19 protein-coding genes are annotated in these 20,078 nt (G+C 34.4%); 5 read left to right on the forward strand and 14 right to left on the reverse strand.

The genetic code is table 11. The features are described 5' to 3' along the window. Nucleotides 1-115 precede the first annotated feature (115 nt). The 4 genes from J7E16_RS00005 to J7E16_RS00020 all read right to left on the reverse strand — a co-directional run bounded on the left by J7E16_RS00005 (nt 116) and on the right by J7E16_RS00020 (nt 3,513). The gene (locus J7E16_RS00005; protein WP_251005987.1) at nt 116-1,273 is read right to left on the reverse strand and encodes a cation diffusion facilitator family transporter; all 1,158 of its coding nucleotides are present in this window, start codon (nt 1,271-1,273) and stop codon (nt 116-118) included. Nucleotides 1,274-1,297: 24 nt separating this feature from the next. Continuing rightward, entirely contained in the window at nt 1,298-1,615 is a 318-nt protein-coding gene (locus J7E16_RS00010; protein WP_214887273.1) for an ArsR/SmtB family transcription factor, read from the reverse strand. A 151-nt stretch (nt 1,616-1,766) separates the two neighbouring features. Then, nucleotides 1,767-2,483, reverse strand: a complete 717-nt coding sequence (locus tag J7E16_RS00015) for a hypothetical protein (protein ID WP_214887274.1) — start codon at nt 2,481-2,483, stop codon at nt 1,767-1,769. Between the two features lie 118 nt (nt 2,484-2,601). Beyond that, on the reverse strand, nt 2,602-3,513 hold the full coding sequence (locus tag J7E16_RS00020) for a competence protein ComK (protein WP_214887275.1): 912 nt from the start codon (nt 3,511-3,513) through the stop codon (nt 2,602-2,604). A 233-nt stretch (nt 3,514-3,746) separates the two neighbouring features. Between J7E16_RS00020 and J7E16_RS00025 the strand changes: the two genes are divergently transcribed. The 5 genes from J7E16_RS00025 (at nt 3,747) to glmS (ending at nt 8,504) form a co-directional block, all read left to right on the forward strand. After that, nucleotides 3,747-3,950 (forward strand): DUF1659 domain-containing protein, encoded by a 204-nt coding sequence (locus J7E16_RS00025; RefSeq protein ID WP_214887276.1) that lies wholly within the window; start codon nt 3,747-3,749, stop codon nt 3,948-3,950. A gap of 54 nt (nt 3,951-4,004) precedes the next feature. Continuing rightward, nucleotides 4,005-4,229 (forward strand): DUF2922 domain-containing protein, encoded by a 225-nt coding sequence (locus tag J7E16_RS00030; RefSeq protein ID WP_034545192.1) that lies wholly within the window; start codon nt 4,005-4,007, stop codon nt 4,227-4,229. Nucleotides 4,230-4,324: 95 nt separating this feature from the next. Then, nucleotides 4,325-5,428 (forward strand): peptidoglycan-binding protein, encoded by a 1,104-nt coding sequence (locus tag J7E16_RS00035; RefSeq protein WP_214887277.1) that lies wholly within the window; start codon nt 4,325-4,327, stop codon nt 5,426-5,428. Nucleotides 5,429-5,546: 118 nt separating this feature from the next. Continuing rightward, nucleotides 5,547-6,215, forward strand: coding sequence for a deoxynucleoside kinase (locus J7E16_RS00040; RefSeq protein WP_214887278.1), 669 nt, complete (start codon nt 5,547-5,549; stop codon nt 6,213-6,215). 480 nt (nt 6,216-6,695) lie between these two features. Continuing rightward, a complete protein-coding gene (gene glmS, locus J7E16_RS00045; RefSeq protein ID WP_214887279.1) occupies nt 6,696-8,504 on the forward strand; it encodes a glutamine--fructose-6-phosphate transaminase (isomerizing) in 1,809 nt (602 codons plus the stop codon). A gap of 145 nt (nt 8,505-8,649) precedes the next feature. On the opposite strand, the gene J7E16_RS00050 is transcribed toward glmS, so the two are convergent. From J7E16_RS00050 to J7E16_RS00095, 10 genes are all read right to left on the reverse strand, one after another. Continuing rightward, a complete protein-coding gene (locus tag J7E16_RS00050) occupies nt 8,650-9,198 on the reverse strand; it encodes a dihydrolipoamide dehydrogenase (RefSeq protein WP_214887280.1) in 549 nt (182 codons plus the stop codon). A 107-nt stretch (nt 9,199-9,305) separates the two neighbouring features. Next, nucleotides 9,306-10,697, reverse strand: a complete 1,392-nt coding sequence (lpdA, locus tag J7E16_RS00055; protein ID WP_214887281.1) for a dihydrolipoyl dehydrogenase — start codon at nt 10,695-10,697, stop codon at nt 9,306-9,308. A 118-nt stretch (nt 10,698-10,815) separates the two neighbouring features. Beyond that, entirely contained in the window at nt 10,816-11,766 is a 951-nt protein-coding gene (locus J7E16_RS00060; protein ID WP_214887283.1) for a glycosyltransferase family 2 protein, read from the reverse strand. Nucleotides 11,767-11,860: 94 nt separating this feature from the next. Next, the gene (locus J7E16_RS00065; protein WP_214887285.1) at nt 11,861-13,687 is read right to left on the reverse strand and encodes a polysaccharide biosynthesis protein; all 1,827 of its coding nucleotides are present in this window, start codon (nt 13,685-13,687) and stop codon (nt 11,861-11,863) included. Between the two features lie 58 nt (nt 13,688-13,745). Next, nucleotides 13,746-14,468, reverse strand: coding sequence for a CpsD/CapB family tyrosine-protein kinase (locus J7E16_RS00070; RefSeq protein WP_214887287.1), 723 nt, complete (start codon nt 14,466-14,468; stop codon nt 13,746-13,748). Nucleotides 14,469-14,470: 2 nt separating this feature from the next. Beyond that, nucleotides 14,471-15,220 (reverse strand): YveK family protein, encoded by a 750-nt coding sequence (locus J7E16_RS00075; RefSeq protein ID WP_214887289.1) that lies wholly within the window; start codon nt 15,218-15,220, stop codon nt 14,471-14,473. An 81-nt stretch (nt 15,221-15,301) separates the two neighbouring features. Then, a complete protein-coding gene (locus J7E16_RS00080) occupies nt 15,302-16,762 on the reverse strand; it encodes an oligosaccharide flippase family protein (RefSeq protein WP_214887291.1) in 1,461 nt (486 codons plus the stop codon). 91 nt (nt 16,763-16,853) lie between these two features. Further along, nucleotides 16,854-17,900 carry a glycosyltransferase family 2 protein gene (locus tag J7E16_RS00085; RefSeq protein ID WP_214887293.1) on the reverse strand — a complete coding sequence of 349 codons (1,047 nt, stop codon included), beginning with the start codon at nt 17,898-17,900 and terminating at the stop codon, nt 16,854-16,856. A gap of 27 nt (nt 17,901-17,927) precedes the next feature. Then, nucleotides 17,928-18,761: a glycosyltransferase family 2 protein gene (locus J7E16_RS00090; RefSeq protein WP_214887295.1), complete on the reverse strand. Its 834-nt coding sequence runs from the start codon at nt 18,759-18,761 to the stop codon at nt 17,928-17,930. Beyond that, a complete protein-coding gene (locus J7E16_RS00095) occupies nt 18,730-20,052 on the reverse strand; it encodes an O-antigen ligase family protein (RefSeq protein ID WP_214887297.1) in 1,323 nt (440 codons plus the stop codon). Before J7E16_RS00095 ends, J7E16_RS00090 begins: the two co-directional genes overlap by 32 nt. Nucleotides 20,053-20,078 lie beyond the last annotated feature (26 nt).

A 20,078-nucleotide genomic window follows, 5' to 3' on the forward strand; every position in this document is an offset into this window, starting at 1 on the left:
AGCATACATTTATGATAGAACTCCTTCTTTCTTTTTGCTAGTAAAAAATAAAATCATCTCGAGAACTATTTTACACATACGCCTTTGTTTGTAGTATGAAATAAGTACAACTTTTTTATTGGATGAAAAATTCTTCGTCAACAACGATTTCAATAGTAGAGTGAGTCACATTTGCATCTTTGATTAAGTAGCGAATATCTTCTTTAACTTGTTCTTGTTTTTGGGTATCCTCTGAGTCGAGATAGACTGTAACTACCAGAGCATTTTCTTCTCCATCGATCGACCACATGTGCAAATGTGAAACGGCATGAACATCTGGAATGAACTTTATTTTGTCTTCTAATGCTTTCATATCAACTCCTGTTGGCACAACTTCAAGAAAAACTGCTGCACTTTCTAAAAAATTTGGAATGGCTTTCGATAAAATATAACTCGCTATCACTAGTGATAAGATTGGGTCTAAAATAAACCAATTGGTATACTCTAACGCGATGCTGACAATTAAAACACCTACCCAACCTAAAACATCTTCTAACATATGCAAGTTGAGTACTTTTTCATTTTTCGATGTACCCTTGCTGATCAACCATGCGGCATAACCATTGATTCCAATTGCTACTATTGAAAGCCAAAACATCCCTCTTGAATTGACAGGCTGAGGATCAAACAACAATGGAATACTATTCATGATAACTAAAATAGATCCCCCTATTAAGATGATCGAGGTGATCAATGCACCCAGAAGTGAAAAACGCCTATGTCCAAAACTGTAACGCTCATTTGCTTCTTTCGCAGAAAAATTTTGAAAAAATAAAGCTGATCCGATAGACAAAGAATCGCCTAAATCATGGACGGCATCAGATAAGATAGCTGCACTATTAAATAGGGCTCCCAAAATAAATTCAACTACTGAAAATGTTAGATTTAAAATAAAAACAAATTTTATATTTTTGACTGCTTTACTACTGCCGGTAACAGGATGATCATGAGAATGATGATGATGCTTTTTTGTGATTTCTCTTACTGAATGGTGTTGGGCCTGTTCCTTTTCAAAACCCGATTTCCGGTCGGTTGCATCATTTTCTAAAATTTGTATTTTATCAGATAATAAAATCTTTTTGACAGCTTTGAGATCGATTTCTTCTGGAAGATATATCTGACTAGTAGCATAATTTAAACGGATAGTATCACCATTTTTTAGTTGGTGCAATTTAGCTTCCATAATTTTAGTACAATTAGCACAATGTAATCCCTGAACAGTATAATTGTTCATTTTGATTCCTCCTCATCATAAAACCTATTGATTTTCTTCCTGCGAGTGCAAAATTACTTGTTTTAGAATACTGTGAACATGATCATCTGTTTGACTGTAGAGCATCATTTTTCCTACTCTTCTAGACTTTACTAAACGAGCAGCTTTCAAAATCTTTAACTGATGAGAGATCGCAGATTGCTCAATGGATAGAATCGAAGCCAATGTTCCCACGTTTATTTCTTTACTTTCTAGTAGATACAGGATTGAGAGTCGCGTAGGATCACTTAATACTTTAAAAATTTTGCTAACCGTTGCAAGAGTCTCGTCATCTAGCAATACATCTTTATCGTTATTTAACATGTACTGTATTCTCCTTTCATATCCATTTTTATTCATATGAACATTTTATCATATGTTGAACAATAAAAAAAGTCGGAATCTTTTCTTCCGACGGTTTAACTTTTTTAAAGGGTCACTCATTTTCATCCGTTTCACTTATGATCGTCTCATCTTATTTGTTTTTCTTGGTAGATTCTATTGTAATAATGATCTCATCTTTTTGTTCTTCTAAATACACTTTATTGTTAATAAATTCAGCAACTTTAAGGACGACTTTTTGACTGTAAAAATCAACGGCAAATGCAATAAGTTTATCCGCCTCTAAATGATATTTATTCATATGATGAGTCAGTGTATAGTTATATTGAATATTGTCTCCTTTGATCAAATCATTTTTTATTAGGTCCAATATTTGCAAATAATTATAATTTTCATTCGTTACAGTTGTCGGAGGATTGACCAACTTAAAGTTCATATCAGCCGATTCAACATTCCCATTCCGCTTTTCATTTGTTGCTATGACGATCTCGCTTGGATTATTTCCAATCAATCCTAGCTTATGTAAATAAGCTTCACCTGTTAAATAGCCATAGACATTCCCTATTTTGTCCTCTACATAAGTTCTCTCGATCAACTCGACACTATCAATACCTGATTCTTCTGTCTGATCTGTGTCGTCACGATAATAGACACCCGTTCCAAAACGCTTTAAACACTTGTCTTTTTTTACCATTCTCATTAAAATTACATTCACATTTTTTCTTATTTGTTGGTGATCTTTATCTTCGTCAGCATGCTCTTCTATGTATTGCATAATGTCAGAAATGAAGATTGGACTACCAACGTTTTGACTCAAAATATATAGTTGCACTAGTTTCTTTAAATTCATAAGGACCTCCATATTCATTCGTCTGATTTGAAAATCATAATCGCTATAAAAATCCTAAATAAAGAACGCTTTTTTTATTTTACATAAATAAATTGCATTCTGCAAGAAAAAGTAGCTTTTATTCATTTGAAAATGTAAGCAGAATGTCATTTAAACTAGGATGTTCCTCACCTAAGAGTGCTATTAAGGACTGCTTTTTTATGATTGTTTTAAGATCATTGCACTGACTTCGGATGAAAAGTGCATATCGTCTTAGTGTTGATGGGTCAATTTGGTTAAGGAATAGTTCGGTTTCTTTAAAATTAAACAGATTTTGTCCAGTGTTTTTATCAAGCACCATCTCTTCTGCAAATAGCTGTTGACAAAAACTTAATGCGGTCCCTTTTTTTGCTTGACTCAAAAAACACGTTCGTTTAGTCATTACACTGATATTTGACTGGTTCTTAAAATATAAACGGATAGTATTTGATCGCTCGACCACTTCATATCGACTGACATGATGCAACGCAAACCAGCTGCTGGTCCCCTTCAGTGAACTTTTTTCAGGTATAAAGACTAATTCGCCTAATACGTAAGGGATTTTATAATGAAAGCCCATCGATTGGCTGATCAATCGTATTTTTTCATACGGAACACCTTTATGATCAATAAAACGTTGCATTAGATCCTTTGACGTTTCTTTGGTCTTAAGTGGGTATAGATCGGACTGAAAAACGATCGTATTGAACGGTGTTGATGAATGCTGACTAATATCCATCACATAAAATGTATGGTAATTGAGCAGAATTTGATTTTGCTCGATACTCCTTTTCAGCCATTCCTCTATCGTATTCGTTGTTGTGCTCATTTTTTCTGATATGTTTGTCATAATAGTATCAACTAATTCTTCTTCATCAAAATAATTTTCTTGTAAACGATTCTCTCTTTGATGCTGCAATTCTTCTAAGAAATTACAAATTATATCCTCTACTTCACGGTTCCAAGTCATTTTATTGAAAAAACAGTTATCTTGAATAAAGGAATCTTTCAAGCATGCATCCTCACTTCCATCACCCTTTTTTATATGTATAACAATTGTAATCGTTATCAAACTAAAAAGCACTATCATTTGGTTGAATTCAAAAAAAATTTATCGATTTTGTGTTATTTTCTTCACTTTTCCAATACTAGGTAACACTCTTTGCTTTCTAGACGTTATTAAAAGTGTAAGACGTCATGACAAAAAACTTACACAGCAACTTATTTTACAAGGAGGAATTAATTATGCAAAAAGAATGGACAAAAGGGTCAATCGAAGTACATTTTGAAGATGCTGCAAATGAAAAAATACTATCACGCGGCTATTCTAATACGATCAACAATGTCACTCCTGAACAAGTTGAAGGCTTTACAGCTGCTTTAGAATCTTTAACTAGTTTCCCTTATTTAGAAACAGTCATGGTGGAAGAATATACCTATACTCGTTAAGCACTAAAAGCACGTTATCTTTACTCAGTTTGACCATTAAAGGAGGAAAATAGTATGGCAAAATCACTAGAATTAAGATTTGGAACAAGTTTAGGAAAAACAAAAACGATGAGCGTGAAGGATCCGATCCTTAACTTAACAACAGAAAAAGCTCAGCAAGCAATGAATTCCATCATCTCATTAAATATGTTTCAAATCGAGGGTGCTAATCCCTACGCTACTGTGGTAGGCGCACGCTACGTTGAGCGAGTCGTAGATGATATCTTCGAAGCAGAATAGAATGTGACAAAAGTTAGGTAGACTAATTATTCGAATATACAAATGGGATGAGACAAAAGTCTTATCCCATTTTATTTTTCAAAGGAGGAATACAAATGAAATATCCGATTGAACAGCAACTATTGCCGATCACTCAAAAAAATTTGATCAGTGCTAGTCTGATCATCGCTCATGAATCTGGCAACGCCAAAAATAGTGGTCCGCTTTCTTTAGAAAACGAGGTAGCTTATATGAAACGACAAGCTCAAGCAAATGGCGCCTTCACAAGTCATTGGGTCGGTGGCGGCGGAAGGATCATCCAAATTGCTCAGTCAGGAAAAATGCAATATGGTGCAGGGGAAAATGCAAACCCACATGCATATGCCCAAGTAGAGTTAGCTCGGACATCAAACTTGGATTGGTTCCAAAAAGATTATCAGGCTTATGTTTGGCTTTTACAAAAACTGGCAGCTGAAGCGGGTATCCCTAACACGTTAAATTCTGGTACTACTCTCGCTTCTAAAGGTATCAAAACCCACCATTGGATTTCTAGTAATTTAGGAGGCACTAACCACACAGATCCTGATGCTTACCTTTCGCAGCAGAATATTTCACTTGAACAATTTTCTAAAGATTTAGGTTTTACCGATCAAACTACCCTTATACCTATTCCCAACTCTTCTGAGCCGCATCATTTATACCACAGTGTTTTAAAAGGCGATTCTTTATGGGGTATCGCCAAAAAGTATCATACTACCCTTACTTGGCTAAAAATGATCAACAACTTGTCCTCTGAAACGATACTGATTGGCCAAAGACTGATCATTTCGATAGAACAACCAAAAGCAGCTGCAACCTCTCAAATCGAACTGATCAAACTAGTTCAAAAAAAACTTGGCATCAAGCAAGATGGACTCTTTGGAACAGTAACAAAACAAGTCTTAATAAAACTAGTCCAAAAAGAAGTTGGTTCTAAAATAGATGGCTTTTGGGGACCTAAAACGGCTTCTAAAATGAGGATCCTAAAAAGTGGATCGACCGGATGGGATGTCTATGCCGTCCAAGTCTTTTTATTAAGTAAAAAAAACTACTTGATGTATAACCCAGATAATTTTTTTGGACCTAAAACAGTTCAAGCAGTCAAAAAATTCCAGACCACTTATGACCTTCTACCTGACGGCATTGTCGGTCCAAAAACATATCAAAAATTATTTTCCTGAATATCTTAGCCATATGGTTTAGAAAATTCACAGAACTGACACCTTAAAATATGGTATACTAGCATTCGAAAAGAAACCAGAAAAGGACATCGGTCTTTGATAGGAGTGTGACCGTTATATGGAAGGGGAAAATAAAGCTGTGATTGTTTTAGCTGGTATGATTGGTGCTGGAAAAAGTACCTATACAAAATTTATTTCAGACGCATTAGGAAGTGAACCTTTCTATGAAAGTGTCGATGATAATCGGATTTTAGAAAATTTTTATGAAAATCCTGAACGATGGGCTTTTTCCTTACAGATTTATTTTTTAAATACTCGTTTCAGAAGCATAAAGGCAGCTTTTAAACACGAAAATAACGTATTGGATCGTTCTATTTATGAAGATGCTTTATTCACTCGTATCAATTATGAAGAAGGAAACATGAGCGATGCTGAGATGGATACTTATTTAGACTTATTGGACAATATGATGGAAGAACTTGACAATATGCCTAAAAAATCTCCGGATCTTTTGATCTATTTACGCGGTTCTTTAGATACTGTTTTAAACAGGATCGAAAAACGTGGCCGTACTTTTGAACAAATTGATGGAAACAAAGGTTTATTAGACTATTATACTCATCTTCACGGTCAATATGACGGCTGGTTTAACGAGTATGATAAAAGTGAAACGCTCATTATTGATATCAATCAGTATGACTTAGAGAAATTAGAGGATGCTGAAAAAGTGATCAATATGGTTACCGAAAAATTAGCAGAAGTTCGAAATAAAGCGTCTATCAAATGAAAAACAGAGGTCGAGGATCTTTAGCTCGACCCCTGTTTTTTTGTAATTAGTTGGATAAAAGAAAAACATTCGCTTTATTATACAGTATCTTCTCCTCCAAATTTTTTTGTTACATTAAAGTAATTTCCATTTGTATTCGGTTACAAAAAATGCAACATTACGTTTAGTAACATGCTATTTATCAAGAGCATCGCTAACATTTCATTGTTGATTCAAATCAGTTGACATTGTCTTTAAAAACACTATTTCCCAACTGATATAGACCATTAGACCACTTCATACAAAATCGTTGACATTTCTTTTTCATTCCTTTATTATTAACCTGCTTGATAGATTAAAAATTTTTTTTGATGTCTATACCAATTTTAATTACACCAAAAAAATCAACCTAAGTATTCTTTACTCTTCCTGGATGATAAAATTTAAGAAGTTAACTTCACTATGTAACACTATAAAGAAAAAGAAAGTAGGAATTTAAAAATGTGCGGAATCGTAGGCTATATTGGAAGACAAGATGCAAAAGATATTTTATTACAAGGGCTTGATAAGTTAGAATACCGTGGATATGACTCTGCTGGTATTTATGTGATGGATGATCAAAATGAAGGACACTTATTTAAAGAGAAAGGACGTATTGCTGCTTTAAGAGAAAAAGTAGACCATAACGTTCCTGCAAAAACAGGTATTGGACATACTCGTTGGGCTACTCATGGCGTACCAAGTATCGAAAATGCTCACCCTCATCAATCAACTAGCGGTCGTTTTACAATCGTGCATAACGGAGTAATTGAAAACTACAAGGCTGTAAGAGATGCTTTTCTTACAGATACTATGTTACACAGTGATACAGACACTGAAATTATTGTTCAATTGATTGCATGGTATGCTGAAGAAGAAGGTTTAGATACAATCGATGCTTTCAGAAAAGCAATTGTTGCCTTGAAAGGTTCTTATGCACTAGCTTTAATTGATAATGAAAAACCTGATGTCATTTTTGCAGCGAAAAATAAGAGTCCTTTGTTATTAGGCACAGGAGACGGCTTTAATGTTATCTGTAGCGACGCTATGGCAATGATCCAAGAAACGAATCAATTTATCGAACTGATGGATGGCGAAATCGCTACTTTAACAGTAGACGATATCAAAATTGAAACATTAGCTGGCGATGTGATCATTCGTGCTCCATACACTGCATTACTAGATTTAAATGATTTAAGCAAAGGTACTTACCCTCATTACATGATAAAAGAAATTGATGAACAACCTGCCGTTATTCGTAAAATCGTTCAAAATTATCAACATGATAATGGCGAATTAGAGATCGATGCAGCTATTCTTGAAGAAATGACAGCTAGTGATCGTATTTATGTCGTGGCTTGTGGTACAAGCTACAATGCTGGTTGGGTCGGCAAACAGATTATTGAAAACTTAACGAATATTCCAACAGAAGTTCATATATCTAGCGAATTCGGCTACAATATGCCTTTATTAACTGAAAAACCATTCTTCATTTTCTTATCTCAAAGTGGAGAAACAGCTGACAGCCGTCAGGTGCTAGTAAAAATCAATGCTTTAGGCCACCCTTCTCTAACTTTAACAAATGCACCAGGATCAACTCTTTCTAGAGAAGCAAAATATACCTTGTTATTACATGCAGGTCCAGAAATTGCTGTTGCTTCAACAAAAGCTTATACAGCACAAATTGCCGTTCTTGCTATACTTGGAGAACTTGCAGGCCGCAAAAAAGGGTTTGCTCTGGATTTAGACATTGCACACGAATTAGGTATTGCAGCTACAGCAATTGAATCGATCATTGATGAAAAAGAGATTTTCGAACAATTATCTGTTACACATTTAAGCACTAGTCGTAACGCCTTTTACATCGGACGTAGTATTGATTACTATGTTGTGATGGAAGCTGCTCTTAAATTAAAAGAAGTTTCATATGTTCAAACTGAAGGCTTCGCAGCTGGAGAATTAAAACACGGAACGATCGCATTGATTGAAGAAGGTACTCCTGTTATTTCGATCATTACTGATCCAACAACAGCTGGCCATACTCGTGGAAATGCACAAGAAGTTATCTCTCGTGGCGCACACAGCATGATCATTTCTTTAGATGGTTTAGACCAACCTGGGGATGCATATGTATTGCCAAAAGTACACCCCCTATTGACTCCATTAGTGAGTGTAGTACCAACTCAATTGATTGCTTACTATACAAGTTTACACCGTGGAAATGACGTTGATAAACCAAGAAACCTAGCTAAGAGTGTAACAGTCGAATAAAACTTAATCTATTCAAAAGCCCTCAATCTTATGAAGAATTTCCTTCATAAGATTGAGGGCTTTTTTTAGTTATCATTTGAGCTACTCGAACTAAGGCCTGTTGTGCACTTATTCAAATGCAAATGGCAAATGCTAAATGAAATTTTTAGACTGTTGCTTCTATCCATACACAACCAATTGTTTGTGATGCTGGTATAATTGCTTTATATCTCCCGTGATTATCATAAGCTTTAAAAAACAGCTTCCCCTCCTCATTGTATCCATAAGCATAAACGACTAGCCAATGATTTTTATAAGGGCTGCCAAATAAAGTTGCTGTGCCGACTGCAACTGGGATAGGTTTCTTTCTGTTTAATAAAGCTACTACTTTTCGTTCAGGAACAAAGTGCATTTTCACTTTAAAATCCTGGTTTCCTTTTAATACCCAATTCAAACCATGCCAAACATCCCAAGGAAATGTACCTTTGTAAACAAAGGTATCATCAATGATCGTCTTTAATCCGGTGATCAATTTTTCTTTAGATAAATCGATGCCGTACTTTTGGTTAAAAGCATCATGTAGAATCACTGCACCTACATAAGTACCACATATTCCTGGTTTAACAGCATTGATCCAAGTTCTGTATTTTCTAAAACGAGCTGGTTTAAGCCCAATCCAACTTACTGGGTAAGCATTTTTCATTTGTTCAGACATGTTATCACCCTTTATATATCTGCCATCTTTTGCTTTACTATCATTTAAATACAAAAAAGCTTGTAAGTAAAGGGTTTCCTTTACTTATAAGCCATTAGCTTATTGCTTCATATGTGGATAGGTAACCCCAGGGCTAATTCAGCTGTATCCATTACTGATTCTGCAATTGATGGATGTGCGTGGATCGTTAATGAAATATCTTCGGCAATCATTTCTAACTCAATAGCTAATGCTAATTCAGCAATAACATCTCCAGCACTTACACCAACAACTTGTGCTCCAGCAATTTTACCTGTTTTTTCTTCGGTAATCATGCGAATAAATCCTTCATTTGCATTTAGAGATAGTGCACGACCATTACCTGCTAACGAAAACTTACTGACTTTGTAGTCTTTATTGCCTCTCACTTCGTCTGCTGCTAAGCCCACTTTTGCGATTTCAGGTTCAGTATAAGCAGCAATCGGCAACGTTTTATAATTCACCACTGCTTCTTTACCCGAAATAACTTCTGCCACGACTTTTGCATCATGACTTGCTTTATGCGCAAATGCTGGACCTGGAGTGATATCACCAATAGCATAAATGCCTTCTACATTAGTTCTCAATGAAGCATCCACATCAATTCTGCCGTTTTCTAATCGTTTGACACCAGCTGCTTCTAAATTTAATTTAATTGTATTAGGTACTCGACCTGCCGAAACTAAAACAAAGTCAGATTTAATTGTTTCTTCTTTACCGTCTTTTATATAAGTAATCATCACTATTTCATCTGTTTGCATCGATTTAATGATTTCAACACTTTCTATAACATCAACACCCTTGTCTGCATAATTTTTCTTAACTAATTTCACTATATCCTCGTCAAAAAAGTTGATGATACTAGCTTCTTTTTCAAGAATCGTTACTTTAGAACCAAAATTACTGAAGGCAAATGCTAATTGACTAGAAATATACCCGCCACCGATGATCACTAAATGTTTGGGAATTTCTTTTATACTTAATCCGCCAGTTGTATCTAAAACGCGTCCGACCATTGGAACCTCAGCAATTTCAAGTGGTGAACTTCCTGTAGCGATCACCACATTTTTGAACGCGATATCTTGAGAGCCTTCTTTCGTTTCAACAATCAAATGATTTCTATCTTTAAAAATAGCTGTTCCGTGAATAATTTCTACTTTATTTTTTTTCAGTAAAGCTTCAATACCACTTGTTAACCTATTTACTACTTTAGTCTCTTTCCATTTTTGCATTTTTATAATATCCAACGAAACCTTTGAAGCTGTGACACCAAATGTTTCAGAATGCTGTATATTGTAAAAGTGATGTCCAGCAGTGATCAATGCTTTAGAAGGTATGCAACCGACATTTAAACATACCCCACCGATAAATTCTTTTTCAATGATGGTTACTTTTCGTCCTAATTGTGCTGCTCTGATTGCCGCAACATAGCCTCCTGGACCAGCTCCAATTATAACGATTTCTTTTTGATTAGTTTCCAAAATAGTTCAACCCCTCTTTTATTTTCATCTATAAGTATAAGGCTTGAATAACTGGGTCTACTAGCATTATTATTGTATTTTGATATAAAAAAAATATAGTTACAGTTGATCAAATGGATCAGCCACTCTTCATTTTCCAAATATTAAAATAAAAAAATGTCATATTTCTAGCCAATAAACAAGACGTTTTAACTTTTTGGCTTCTCAGCTCATTTAATGAAAAATGATACAGCATTTGCCTCGCTCCATCAATTAACTGACGATTTTGATTGTCCTCATCTAAAAGATGCATCAATAATTGGATTGAATAATTGACATGTTGTTCTTTTATGATAGAGACATCAAAATTGTTTACATCCTTCGTTAACTCAATGACTTTCAACAGTCCTTTTGGCCCAGAAAGTTTTTCTTTTGTAAGCCCGTTAAAAAAAGATGCATGCCTATAGGCAATATAGTGATAATGTAAATTAGGATCGTAAATAATTTTTTCGCTTTTTAAAATACATTGGACTGACATCACTAGATCTCCAAATGTATCCAATGTTAAATCAAATTCAAGCATAGGTTCAGAACGGAATAAATCTATGGTATACAGTTTGTTACATAAAAAACTTTTGAGCTGAAATTGATCGATGATCTTATTTAAGGCCGTTTCTTTTGTCCAAATGACTGTTTCAGAAGATTCAATTATTTCTTTTTTATTTATATCCAACTCTTCTCCGTAATTAGCTATGACCATATCTGCTTTATTTCTAATGATTGTTAAGATTAATTTTTCAAACATGAGCCCATCCATCCGATCAACCGGATCAATAAAACTAATAAATTCTCCTTTAGCCATCCCTAGCCCAATATTTAAGGCTTCAGAAATATTTTCAACTTTTTTATGGAGTACTTTAAATCGAGAATCAACTCGCGCAAAGCGGTCACATATCGTACCACTCTTATCTGAGGATCCTTCATTGATTAAAATGATTTCGATATTCCGATAGGATTGGAATCTCAAGCTATTCAAACAGTGGCTTAATACATTTTCAACATTGTGAACAGGAACAATAATCGATAACATCAACTGTTCCTCCTTCCCAGACAGCATCATGGATCGTCAGTCTATTCCATATTTTTCCCTTTCTGATTTAACTATTCGTCTATCAATTATCGCTTTAAGCTGCTTTTTGATGAGCCTTAGCAAATGCAATCAATTGGTCTTTTAATGAAGCTTCCGTGCATCCTTCTACTGTTTTTAAAAATAACATTACTTCTTCCATAGAACGTTTTGCAGCTTTTCCTACAAATATTTTATCGTATACTTTTTCACCAGTATTTTCACTAGCAATCAGTAATTCTTCATACAGCTTTTCTCCTGGGCGAATGCCTGTTTCGACTACTGTGATCTCATCACTACTAAAGCCGCTTAATTTGATCACTTTTTTAGCTAAGTCAACGATTTTAACAGGTTTCCCCATATCTAATACAAAAATTTCTCCGCCTTTTGCTAAGGTTCCAGCTTGGATCACTAAACGACTTGCTTCTGGGATAGTCATGAAGTAGCGCGTCATCCTAAAGTCGGTTACCGTCACAGGACCTCCAGCTTTGATTTGCTCTTTAAAAAGTGGAACTACACTGCCACGACTGCCAAGCACATTTCCAAATCGAACAGCTGCAAAATTCGTTTTTCCTTCTCCTTCTTCATTTAAACTTGTCACGATCATTTCGGCGATCCGTTTTGTTGCACCCATAACATTAGGAGGATTAACGGCTTTGTCAGTAGAAATCATGATAAAGGTGCCCACTTTAGCCGCTTTAGCTGCTTCAGCTATATTTTTCGTGCCAAAAACATTGTTTCTCAAAGCTTCAAATGTATTCAATTCCATCATCGGGACATGCTTGTGAGCTGCTGCATGATAAACGATATCTGGTTTATAGATTTCCATAATATCAAACATTCTTCGTCTATTTTGGACATCCGCTATAACAGGAGTGATCTCGATTTTCCCAACAAATTTTTTATTCAACTCGCGATGGATCTGATAGATCGAATTTTCACCATGCCCTAATAAAATGATTTTTTTTGGTGAAAAATCAGCAATGATCCGACAAATTTCTGAGCCAATAGATCCGCCAGCCCCGCTGACTAAAATCGTCTTGCCAATTAGATCTTCAGAGATTTGTTTTGTATCTAACGTTACTTCATCCCTGCCCAACAAGTCGACGACATCGATTTCTCGGAAGCGGCTGACCGTAAGTTTTCCATTCATCACATCTTCGATCGATGGCATTAAATTCACTGGTAGATCGATTTCATTACAAATTTCCAATATTTCTTCGAGTTGTTTGGGTTTTAGAGAAGGAATAGCAACTGTTATTTGTTCGATATTCAATTTTTTTGTAAAAAGTGGGATATCGATAGTATTTCCTAGAATAGGAATGCCATAGAGCCTCATGCCATGCTTAGTTTTATTGTCATCAACGATACCCACCACTTTTATCTCTGTTGAATTTTTTTGAATATTTTTTATAAATAAATTCCCGCCATCTCCAGCACCAACGACTAATGTACGAATTCCCTTGACCAATTTTTTTTCTGGAGGGGTAGTTGTCTTATATTCATGGAAAATTCTAAAAACGATGTGCCCACTACTAACGAGTAACAAAGAAATAAGGTAGACTAACAAGATATATCTAAAACTCATTTGTTCTAACAGCAGTATAGATAGAGTCGTCGTTACTCCGAAAGATATGGTTATCGAAATAAAAATAATCAGCATGTCCTTGATGCTTGTGTAACGATAAAGGGTAGCACATATGCCTGAATAACTAGCTAAGATACTGTAACCTGCTATCCCAAAAACTATCATGAACACGTAAGAGAATACCGGGAGGGCAACATAAGGATTTAGAAAGAAATAAGCTATCACACCTGCTAAAAGGATCACTAAACTATCTAAGAGCATATAAAAACCTTTTTTGTTTAGAATTGTTCGAACCATTTCAATCACCTCAATTTTTTTAAATTCACAAAAAGTTGACTTGATTTTCACATTATCTTTAGTAGATACTATCTGATTCTTTGTCTTTAGCATAATACCCATATTTCAAACCTTTTATGCGTTCTTTACTGTTGAATATAGCACCTATGACGTTCGCATGTACTAAGTTTAATAGCTCTTTAGCTTTTAAGATATCACTTAAATCAGCAACTTCTTTGCGAATGACAAATACCGTTCCATCTGTTTTGTTTCCCATAACTTGTGCATCAGTCACGATATTAATGGGTGGTAAATCAAAGATAATCAGATCATACTCGGTTTTTACGGCTTCGATAAATTGCGTCATTCGTTGAGAAGACAACAATTCTGAAGGGTTTGGGGGTATGATCCCACTAGTCAGTAGCACTAAATTTTCTTGACTTGTTTTGTATACAAGATCATTTAATTGTCTATTCTTAGCAGTCAAAATACTAGTCAGACCTTGTTGATTGCGTACTTTAAATAATTTGTGTAGCGACGGATTACGCATATCTGCATCTACAAGTAGTACCTTGTCCCCTTGAGAAGCAAAGACAACTGCTAAATTAGCTGCAATTGTAGATTTCCCTTCTCCTTGTCTTGAAGAAGTGACCATTAAGGTTTTTAATTCTTTATCGATCATAGAAAACTGGATATTGGTCCTAAGTGTTCGAAATTCTTCTGAAATAAAAGAGGAAGGATCTTTTAACGTGATCAAACTTTTCCCTTCGTATTGGTTGTTATTTATTATTTTTTTAAACATAATTAATCTCCTCCCAAAACTTTTTTAGAGTGATTTGTCGCTACTGTAACGACCTGTTTTTTTTCTTCTTCAGCTACTTCTCTTAGTGTCATTTCGGTGATATTTCCTAAATGGATCCAACCTAGTTTTTCAGTAATAATTTTTTCATCATGTACTTTCTTATCTCTCGTTTCTAAAATAATAGATAAGATCAAACCTAGTAGAAAACCAACCAATACACCTACTACTTGATTTAACATTAGATTAGGTGAAACAGGAGCAGCGTTTGCCTTAGCTTTTGAAAGAATTGCGACATTTTCAACATTAATGATACCGTCTATATTTTCTTGGAATGTAGCTGCTACAAGATTGGCAATCTCAGCAGCACGATTTGGATTTGTGTCTGTCACTTTTATACCAAAAATTTGGGAATCTTCTTGGGTAATAATTTCAATTTTTTTTTGCAGCTCAACCCCAGTCAACGTGTTCCCTAACTCATTTATTACTTTATCAATAACCACCGGGTCTTCTATGATATCTCGGTACGTATTGATCATTTGAATATTGGTTTCAATTTCCCCTATTTCTATTGATTGCGTGTTTACATTTTTTCTACTAACTAAAAGCTGAGTTGTAGTAGCATATTGAGGAATAAGTACATAATTCGTCAATATCGTTGTAAGTGCAATTCCCACTACACTTACCAGTACAATTACCCACCAACGTTTCTTTATCATTTTATAAAGGTCTGCCATTCCAATCGTATTCATCATCTTATGTTCCTCCTCGTAAACTTTATTTTCTAAGTGCCTTAAGTATGCGACTCTAGTTTTTATCTGCCAAAATATTCCAACTTAATTTTTGACTTTGTATCTCTTAAAATGATAAATTTTTCCTTTTAACAGTACAAATAGATCTTTCAAATAAGGAACTTTTAGAGCTATTGAACAACCTCCATAAGTTACTCCTCCAATTGTAATTTGAATTAATGTCGTTATAAAATCATCGTCCATTCCGTTAGTAGTCAATTTAATGGTGACTGCCATTATTACCGCTGAAGCAACCATTTTTAAAATCAAAACTATATCAAATGTGAACTTAGTCTGTCTGTTTAAATAAATTAATCTAAAAACAGTAACAAATGTTTCTACTAATAAACTTGTTATGATCGATCCTATAACACCTAAGATTGGGATCAAAGAAAAATTCAATATAATACTGATTGCTGCACCACCAAAGGTAGAATAAGCATAAATTTTTGTATTCCCTCTTGGCAACAAGTATTGGTTACTAATGGCTATCCCTATCGGCATGATAATAATGACTGGTGCAATAATAGGAATATAAATTTTTAATATTTCGAAGTCACTACCAAAAAACCAAGGGACCATTGTTGCGGCTAGCGCACTTACACCAAAAGCTGCTGGTATAGAAATAAACATTTGAGCATGGATCAAGCTGTGGAGGGTTTTATTTATTTCATCAATTTTATTTTTTGAAAATAGATTACTCATTTTCGGGAGCATTACTAAATTAATAGTTGAAATCATCGTAATGATGATCGTACTCAGGTTAAGTGTGTTTGTATAGATCCCAACAGCTGTTGGGCTCTCCAAGATGCCTAAAATCGTTTTACTTAATGTAGTATAAAAAATCACGGCAATTTGAGGGAAGAAATACGCTACCATCGGAAGCAAATGCCTCGTCATTTGCTTAATAGGTACCAGCTGGATAGAAATTTTTTTATAAACAAAGCTCCACATCACTAATTGGGAAAGAAGATTCCCGAAGGATTGAAACAGCAAATATAAAGGTAAATCATCATAGTCGTTGATAAAAAACAAAATCCCAAAAAACACCATTGTTTGAACAGCTAAGTTGCTTAAACTCACTTTTTTAAAATCTTCTATCCCCATAAAAAACCAAGAAATATCAAACAAAACGGCTATAATGTGCAGCGATTGAATCAAATAATAGAGTAGGTCTCTTTGAAAAAAAACTAGCACAACAACTGAATAAAGGATAAATGAAACAATCGTTGTCGCTAATTTCAAGCTAACCAGTTCAGAAAAAGTTTGTTTCAACTTTTCCTTATCATCTCTAACCATTGCAATTTCACGATTTCCATACAATGTGATGCCTAAGCCGGATAGTAAGATAAAGTACTCAGCTATCGAATTAGTAAAAGAATAAATCCCAATTCCTTGTGCACCCAATGCTTTAGAGATAATTGGAATAGTAACGACAGGCATTAAAATCCTAATTCCTTGAAATAGTGACTGATAAAATAAATTTTTCGCAACACTTGATGTCATTTTTAGCACCTCGATCTTATCGACTCAGCTTTGCAGAATAAATACCTTATTCACTAAATTGAAGTGATTTATTCAGCCCATTAAAGTCTTGCTATCTTTTTAATAGCTCAAATACATGATAATAGTTATTGCTTAATTGATTTTTAGCTCTTATTACTCTTAACACTAGTTGATATTTAGCGTTTTTTAGCAAAAAAATCAATAACTGAATATGAGGTTTTTCTTCTAATCCTGAATTTAGGGAAAATAATATTTCTTGAATTTTGGGGTGGTGTAAAATTGCTACCATGCGTTGTTCCTTCTGGTGGTTGTTAAGGGGGCAATCTTTTAAAACTAAATTATTTAACTCTACGTATAGAGTACTCCAGTAAGCTAAACTAATTAAATCGTGATAGATTTGTTCATATTGCCAATGCACCAACAATTTTTCAAATTGTTCTGCAATAACGTATTCTAAAAGAAAGCGATCTGAGTGGTAACGGTTCATAGCTGATCCAATTCGTGTTACGTAATGATAATAAGGAACCGGATTAAAATAGACAGACTCTAAATCGCGATAAACTAGATGGTTGAACAAAGCATCCTGTCCTACTCTTTGGCCAGTAAAGCGGCAATTATTTTCAAGTAAATAACGATGTCTATAAAACTTGTTCCATATTATATTAGAATTTAATTTTTGAAATACTCGAAAACTTTTCCTGAAATCTTCTTTTGTAGCTAACACAGATAAATCCGGAAGCTCTTTAGTCTGTTTAATTTTTCCATTTGAAATTATTTCTTCATAATACCCAAAGACGACCATATTTGCTTGATTCTCTAAAGCAATTTTTAAATTTTCTTTAATCAAATCAGCTTCTACGTAATCATCGGGATCAGAAAAGTAAATATACTCTCCAACTGCTTGATCAAGACCGGCGTTTCGAGCAAATCCAGATCCGGTATTTTCTTGGTGAATGACCAATATCCGATTATCTTTTTTTTGAAATTCATCACAGATACGGCCCGAACTATCTGTTGATCCATCATTAACTAGGATCAATTCAAAATCCTTGCAGGTTTGGTTCAACAGACTTTGAATGGATTTCTCTAATGTATCCATGACATTGTAGATTGGCATAATAATAGACACAGCAACCATAGTAGTCTCCTTTCTTAAAAGTGATGATTATTTGACAATTGGGCGGGTTGCTTCATCATCCTGATTGCTATCTAAACCTTGATGCCGTAATAAAGTCAGTATTCTTTGTGGGATTAGTCCTACGATTAAAGGTTTGATGACATAAAGCAATCCTAATGGCATGAGCTTCATTTTTTTGAAACCGTTATACCGCACCTTAGCTTCATCTAATCTGAATTTATAAGCTCTTCTTTTAAATGCTGTGGCATCTTCTCTATAGTTGAGTAAGACTTCTTGCAAATTATGCCCTCTAAATCCAGCAGCATATAATCGCATAAATAAATCATAATCTTCTGCTCTTAATGTGGCTTTCGAAACAGTGTAATTGCCAACTTGATTAAGGATAGCTTTTTTGATGACGATCGTTGGATGAACAAACTGTGATCCAAATAAAAAATCTTTTTTTAAAGGATCACTTTTTGTTTTTCGGATTCCCCAAACCCCTTTATCATTAAATAGAAAAACATGACTACCAACTAATGCGCATTCTGGATGAGACTCTAAATAGTTCATTTGTTTTTCTAGTCTATTTTTATAAGAAATATCATCTGCATCCATTCGTGCGATATATTCGCCATTTGAAATATCAATACACCTGTTCAGCGAATACGCTAATCCTTTATTTGTTTCATTTTGGATCAATCGTATTTTTTCTGGATATTTTTTTAAATAATCTTTTGCAATCTGTAAGGTATTATCCTTTGAACCATCATCACATAATATGATTTCAAAAGATTTATACGATTGGTTTAGAAGTGAATCAAGACTTTCTTTTAATGTCTTTTCACAATTATAAATGCCCATTATCACGGATACTTTCATACTGATCCTCCCCCTTGCCTGACTGAGTACCTTGATAGTTGTATTTTGTTTGAAAGACGCTTATTCCTAATACCAACCAAAATATTCGAGCATTGTTCAATGATAACGAGATTGAAGCAATTAAAAAGATAATCAATATATCTCGAATAATTTGTCTAATTTGATCATCTTGATCATTTTTAGAATTATTTTTCTTATTATGAATCAGAGTTGATCCTACATATATAAAGAAGAAAACAGTCAACACGATTCCCCATTCAGCAGCGAGCTGAAGATACGTATTATGTGCAACACTTGGGACATCAATAGATTGGTCGGCAATTGTAATATAATTTCCTAATCCGACTCCTAATAATGGAGCAGTTCCAATCATGTGTAGCGCTGTCTCCCAAACTTGCGCTCTTCCAGATCCTCCATCAGAAACGGCCGAGGAGAAGTCAGTAAACAATAATTCAACTCTTGAAAAAGTGGGAAATCGATCAATGATCATTGCCATCAAACTATCTGAGTAACTCAAAAGAGTTGGAGCAATAACTGAAAGCCCTAAGATCAAGAACAATAAACTAACAACTTTCAATGGAGTTGTTTTTTTTATTTCTACTGCTTTAACGATCAGAAAATATACGCTGTAAAGAGCGATTAAAATAATCGCAGACTTTGAACCGGAGCTGATGATTGATAAAACAATGATCCCAATTGATCCAATTCGAACGACCATATTTATAGGTTTCATTCTTAACAGAATACTTAACGCACAACATTGAATTACTGCGAAAAAATTTGGATCATTCATAAAACCGATCAATCGGCTTTCTCCAAACAACATGATCGAAGATAAGTAAGGAATTTGAACAAATGAAATCAGGATACCCAAGAAACCAATTCCAACCGCTCCAACTAGAAAGCCTTTTAGAAAAACTACTGTTAATTTTAAGCGGGAAAGATTAAATCCAATGATGTAATAAAGGAAAACAACTAACAGTTTTGTATAATCGATCAGTGTGGCTACTGGATCAGCTACAATCATGTATTGATTAGGGATGATAAACAAGGAATGAAATAAAATTAAGATTGAAAAAGCACTAAATACCATAATATGTGTAAGTGGTAATTTTAGTTCCTTTTTTATGATCAAACTAACCACTAAACCTAGAATTAAAAAATCAGAAAGCGATAAATTGATCCCAAATAGCACATTAGATTGATTTAAAAAAAATGAAAGTAAAAATACGATAACAATAATAATTGGTGTATCACGTTTTTTTTCTACCATTAAAGAATTTACGGCCATATTTTTCACCTCCAGTAAGCTCTTTT

This window comes from Carnobacterium sp. ISL-102, assembly GCF_018612935.1.
Lineage (GTDB): Bacteria > Bacillota > Bacilli > Lactobacillales > Carnobacteriaceae > Carnobacterium_B > Carnobacterium_B alterfunditum.